Raw genomic sequence first — 5,386 nt, 5'->3', positions numbered from 1 at the left:
GGTGCCTGATCGCATCAAGGCATCCCTCGCTTGGAAAAAGCATCTGGCTGCCGCGGGCCGCGGGCTGGTTCGCATGAAACACCTGCAATGAACTTGAGCAAACGTCTGTTGACCGGTGCTGGCGTCAGCGTCCTGGAACACATTACCAAGGTGAGTGCGCTTTTTATCAGCACGCCGCTGATGGTGCGGCATCTCGGACAGGAAGGGTACGGCCAGTGGCTTCTTGGGATGGTCATCCTCGGCTATCTGGCGATGGTGGATCTGGGACTGTCTTTTTCCGTCAGCCGGTTTTTGTCCTCCGCCATCGGCGCAAAGGATGAGGAAAAGCAGGCGGCCATCGTCCATATCTCGCAGCGGTACTTCCGGCTCATGGGCTGGGCAGTTGCGTTAGGCAGCTTGCTGGCCAGCCCGCTCACGCTGCTGATACTGGGGAGGATTGAGAATTCTCTGCACCTGATCATCGCCATCATCGTTTGCGGCTGTGCGCTGGCACTACGCTTTCGTTTTCGCATTCCCGGCCTGTTGCTGCGTTCGAACGTCCGCTATGACCTGCTGGCCGGGGCATCCATTGTTCGCGTGCTCTTGCAGACGAGTTGCCTTTGCCTAGTACTGATCATGGGCGGAGGCATTCTAGGCGTGGGTCTGGTCCAAGGCGGCGGCGATCTGCTGGAACTGGCTCTGCAACGCTTTTTTTCCAAAAAGCTGAGGTTTGCCGTGTTCAAGGAAAGCCTGACGATGAGCGCCGAATACCTGTCGAATTTGAAGCGTGAAATGTTCCATTTCACACGCGACTACATGCTGACGGGCTTCGCTGACACACTGCGTTTTCAGGCCGGGCCGATGGTGCTCGGCAGCGTGCGCGGCGCGCGCGACATCGCGATTTACTCTACGGCGCTCCGTTTGATCCTCACCTACGTGGACATCACCAATGCCGCATTCGGTGGCGGCGTGCTCATGGCCTTTGGCCAACTGCACGGTGCCGGGGAATCACATCGGCTGGAGAAGGAGTTCCGACGGCTCGCCAAGATCACAGCGGGATTCGCGGCATGGGCCATGTGTGGAATCGTCTTATTTGCGCAGCCTTTTTTGCATCGCTGGCTGGGCACGGAGTTCGATGAATCTTACGCGATAATCCTCATCCTTGCGCTTCCTTACGGCCTGGTGGGAATGCAGTTTCCAGCCTACAACCTCCTGGCTGCGATGGGACGCCAGCATGACCTGATGTGGGTGAGTTGCATTGGCGGAGTGGCCACAGCGCTGTTTACGATCGGGGCTGGCATTCAATGGGGTGTCACCGGCGTGGCGACAGTGCTTGGAATTGAAATGCTTATCTTCTCCTCGGTTGTCGCGCCGTGGCTGATATACAGATGCCTCCATCTAAACCCGCTTTCCTATCTCGGACTTGATGTACTCTGGCCTGGGTTCAAGGCTCTTCTGCTACCCCTGACGGTCGCCGCGCTGATGCATGAGTGGCTGGTGGCGGACTATGAGTTGCTCTTTACAGCCGGCTGCGTGTACACCGCTGCCTTTGTTCTTCCCGCACCTCTGCTTCTGCTCGACGGAGAAGGGCGGCAAATCCTTAAACGATTGGTTGGATTTTGATCCTTTTAACAGTATTGGCATCCTCTCCGCTCCTTAAGACCACTTATAGACTTCTCAATCACCCATATGAGAGCCGTCATTTTATGCAGAAGCAAAAGCACCCGATTGCGGGAGGAGACGAAATTCAGACCAGAGTCCATGATGCCGCGCATCACAGGACCGGCAAAGTTTGCACCATTGCCAGCGTGCATTCTGCGGGCCGTTTTGACCCATTGCGCATCGAAGACGACCGCACGATTCAGCAAAAACCCGCAAGATACGAAAATGACTGCGTCAACGGTGCCCTCATCGTGTGAGCCATGCCATTCACTGACCTCTATCGCGGCAGGCGCATCCTGCTCACCGGCCCAGCCAGCGCGCATGGACTCACTTCCCGGCTGATCAACATTATACCCCAGCCACTATCACAGCCCGCATCTCTTAGGCCGGTTCCATTCAGATTTTCACTCCCCAACAATGACGAATCCTGCTCTCACCCATCGTCCTGAACTCTTCTGCCGGGACACCTGCCACGTCTGCGCCAGCACGTTGCCGCCTCCTGTGCTTGATCTCGGCATGCAGCCGCTCTGCGATGATCTCGTGCCTATCGGGGATGCGCGCGAGACCGTAAAGTATCCCATCCAGATCTCCCTTTGCCCCGTCTGCCTCACCGCGCATCAGGTGTACCAGGTAGCCAAAGAGACGCTATTCCCGAAATCGTACCACTACCGCCCACGCTTCACACTCGACGTGCTCAACGGCATAAAGAGCCTCGTTGCGGAACATCAGGCAGAGTTTGGCACAGTATCAGGCAAACTCGCCTGCGACATCGGCTGCAACGACGGATCACTCCTCAATTATTTCAATCAAGCCGGCGCACGCACCTGCGGTATCGAGCCCACCGATGCGGCGCTCGAAGCCACCGCCGGGGGGCATCATGTGATCCAGGGATATTTCAATGTCGACTCCGCCACCAGACTTGTGGCCGAGGTCGGCTATCCTGATGTCATCAGCTTTACCAATGTTTTCGCGCATATTGAATCTCTCGAGGACACGATCACCGCGCTGAAGCTCATGGTTCATGAGGGCACCATCATTGTGATCGAAAATCACTACCTGGGTTCCGTGCTCGCCACCGGGCAGTTCGACACTTTTTATCACGAGCATCCGCGCACTTACAGCTACCGCTCTTTCGAATTCATCGCTCGTTCGCTGGGGGGAGAGGTCCTTTTCGCCAGCTTCCCGAAGAGATACGGCGGCAACATCCGCGTCTGCATAGGGAACTTTAATCGCTCAAATCGTCATCCGAAACGCGAATTCTCCACTGTCGGACTTCGCGATGAAAGCGACTTTCCCGCCGACCTCGCGCAGATGCAAAAATTGGTCGACCTCTGGCTCGCGGAGACAAAACAACAACTTCAAAAACTGAAGGACGAAGGCCTCGTCTTGTGCGGCAAAGGTTATCCTGGCCGGGCATCTATCTTGATCAATCTACTTGGCGTCACAGAGGATGAACATCTGTGCGTCTATGAGAAGCCCGAGTCATTGAAACTCGACCACTATCTGCCAGGCACGCGCATCGAGATCGTGAGCGACCAGCTCTGGATGGGCGGCGCGCATCACCCGCCAGCGATACTGATCTGGGCATGGCATATCGTAGACGAGGTGGAGTCCTACCTGCGTGAGCATGGTTACCGGGGCCGCATCTTTACACCGCTCCCGGTCTTGCGTGAGCTTGTTTAATTTCGCTTATGCGCTTTGGCATTCTCGGCGGCGGTTTCGGAATGTACGGCTATCTGCCTGCCATCGCCGGACTCGACCCTAGTCGCATCGTTACGCTGGAAAAATATCGGCCCACGATCCGCAGCCGTCCCGAACTGGCTAGCCTGGCGAATCGCATAAGCGTCGTGAGCAATCCTGCAAAAATTTCTAACGACTGCGATCTTCTCGTCGTCTCAAAACGACCCTCAGACCAGGAACAACTCGTGGATGCGGCACTCGCATCAGGCTGGGGCGGGACGCTCGTGTTAGAGAAACCATTGGCCCGCACGCCTTCCGCAGCAGAACTGATGCTGGAAAAACTCGCCACCGCGAAGATGCGACTCGTAGTTGGCTTCACGATCGCCGAGACCGACTGGGTTGAGAGACTCTCGTCCGAATTTCAATTGCATCGTCCCACCAGCATTCACTTCGACTGGCGGTTCATGGCACATCATTACAAGCACGGACTGTACAACTGGAAAAGAAATGTCAGCGAAGGCGGCGGCGCGCTTCGGTTCTACGCCGTTCATCTATTGGAGGTCTTGGCACGGATGGCCAACTGGAGCTCCCTCGCATGCTCACCGCTGGGTTTCACGGACGAGGATCCATCCCTCACCTGCTCGCTCCATTCCACCCACGGCCGGGCTGAAATCAACTGTGACAGTCAGTGGACCTCGTCACCTTTTTTTAGCGTAACACTTAAGATGGGTGACCAGATTTTATTCAGACATGATGCGCCAACCCCTTTCAGCAATTCCGCCAACGATTCCACCAACCAGCCTGGAAGAGCGGACTCGAGGATTATTTTCATCCGGCAATTGCTGCGTCGCGCTATCGGTGGAGCACTTTCAGATGCATCCATCCATCAAGAGCATGTACGTCTCTGGGGGGACCTGGAAAAACTGCGCCTCGCCAAAGTCAGCCATATCGAAGCCAAATAAGAACGTCAGTTATGTTTAACATCACCCTTCCCACCTGCAACCGGCCAGCCATGCTGCGAACGGCGCTCACATCCATCACTACACAGACGCGGGTCGATCTGGTCAGCCACATCGTCGTGTCAGAAAATGGCGGCAATCGCGCGTCCGAGGATGTGTGCAGAGAGTTCTCAGCTCTGCCGATCGAGTACATCTACCGCGATCCCCAGGTAAGCACACTGGAACACATGAACATTCTGGTGACCGATCATCTCCAGGACGAACTGACCGTGCATTTGCATGACGACGACTGGTGGGCACCTCAAACTCTCGAGAATGCCGCCCGCGGTCTGGCGCGCCATCCTGATGCTGTCTGCTATGTGGCCGCTTACTATAACGTCGCTGGCGAAAGCGCAGTGCTGACGCATAGCGGCAGTCCCTTGTTCTGGTTCGGCGCAGGTTTTCCCGATCTCGCGGATTTCTGGGAGTTGTCACCACTCGCCGTCACGCTCGCTTCGCTGATTCACACGCCAGCCATTTTCCCTGCCATGTTCATCCGGACCAACGTGCTAAGGGAGGCGGGGAATGTATTTGGACTTGGAAATGATTATGATGTGGACAGGATGCTTGCGGCACGGCTCGCGCAAATGGGCACCCTCGTTTTCCATCCATTTCCCGACGTACTTCGCCGCAACCATCCAACCCAAGACAGCCTGAGGTTTTCCCATGAGAGAGCGGCCCGTCTTATGAGCAGGACTACGGACTGGATCCTCGCCGGGTCACGGATCAGCAAGGAAGAACTGCTGGCAGCATTCAATGATCGCCTCAAGCGCTGTCCTGATCACGCACGGATGAAAGTGGGAGAGTACCTTTTTTGCTCCTGGTGCATTCCGCATCTGAAGACAACCCTCGGCCCGATTGAGATCGACAAAAGCTGGCCAAATCCACGCAACACTGGCGGCTCTCCAGGCTTGCTGCCGCGCATTATCCGCGAAATCACGGGGAAAAAGCGATGAGCGTAGAGTGATCAAGATCATTTTCACCATCGACGACGTCATCATTCCTCTCTCTGCGGCGGTCGAAAAGTTTGCATTTTTCATCGTGAGAGAAAGAGAATCAAATGGTGA

General features: G+C 55.9%; 5 protein-coding genes. 4 read left to right on the top strand and 1 reads right to left on the bottom strand.

The features are described from left to right. Window positions 1-93 precede the first annotated feature (93 nt). Window positions 94-1,602 carry a lipopolysaccharide biosynthesis protein gene (locus PSV43_RS05935; protein WP_300194619.1) on the top strand — a complete coding sequence of 503 codons (1,509 nt, stop codon included), beginning with the start codon at window positions 94-96 and terminating at the stop codon, window positions 1,600-1,602. 5 nt (window positions 1,603-1,607) lie between these two features. On the opposite strand, the gene PSV43_RS05930 is transcribed toward PSV43_RS05935, so the two are convergent. Then, the gene (locus PSV43_RS05930; RefSeq protein ID WP_300194618.1) at window positions 1,608-1,964 is read right to left on the bottom strand and encodes a hypothetical protein; all 357 of its coding nucleotides are present in this window, start codon (window positions 1,962-1,964) and stop codon (window positions 1,608-1,610) included. A gap of 94 nt (window positions 1,965-2,058) precedes the next feature. On the opposite strand from PSV43_RS05930, the gene PSV43_RS05925 reads away from it, so the two are divergent. From PSV43_RS05925 to PSV43_RS05915, 3 genes are read left to right on the top strand one after another with little or no spacing between them, the layout of a single operon-like run. Then, complete coding sequence (locus PSV43_RS05925; protein ID WP_300194617.1) at window positions 2,059-3,324, top strand: class I SAM-dependent methyltransferase; 1,266 nt, start codon at window positions 2,059-2,061, stop codon at window positions 3,322-3,324. Between the two features lie 8 nt (window positions 3,325-3,332). Next, entirely contained in the window at window positions 3,333-4,283 is a 951-nt protein-coding gene (locus tag PSV43_RS05920; protein WP_300194616.1) for a Gfo/Idh/MocA family oxidoreductase, read from the top strand. Window positions 4,284-4,294: 11 nt separating this feature from the next. After that, window positions 4,295-5,275, top strand: coding sequence for a glycosyltransferase (locus tag PSV43_RS05915; protein ID WP_300194615.1), 981 nt, complete (start codon window positions 4,295-4,297; stop codon window positions 5,273-5,275). The last annotated feature ends 111 nt before the right edge of the window (window positions 5,276-5,386 follow it).

This window comes from Prosthecobacter sp. (assembly GCF_029946185.1).
GTDB lineage: Bacteria > Verrucomicrobiota > Verrucomicrobiia > Verrucomicrobiales > Verrucomicrobiaceae > Prosthecobacter.
This window is presented reverse-complemented; position numbering and strand designations above follow the sequence as displayed.

Bases quoted from the DNA above. Each gene is read 5' to 3' on its own strand.
- PSV43_RS05915 (WP_300194615.1), top strand. From the start codon at position 4,295: ATGTTTAACATCACCCTTCCCACCTGCAACCGGCCAGCCATGCTGCGA.
- PSV43_RS05920 (WP_300194616.1), top strand. From the start codon at position 3,333: ATGCGCTTTGGCATTCTCGGCGGCGGTTTCGGAATGTACGGCTATCTG.
- PSV43_RS05930 (WP_300194618.1), bottom strand. From the start codon at position 1,964: ATGCGCGCTGGCTGGGCCGGTGAGCAGGATGCGCCTGCCGCGATAGAG.
- PSV43_RS05925 (WP_300194617.1), top strand. From the start codon at position 2,059: ATGACGAATCCTGCTCTCACCCATCGTCCTGAACTCTTCTGCCGGGAC.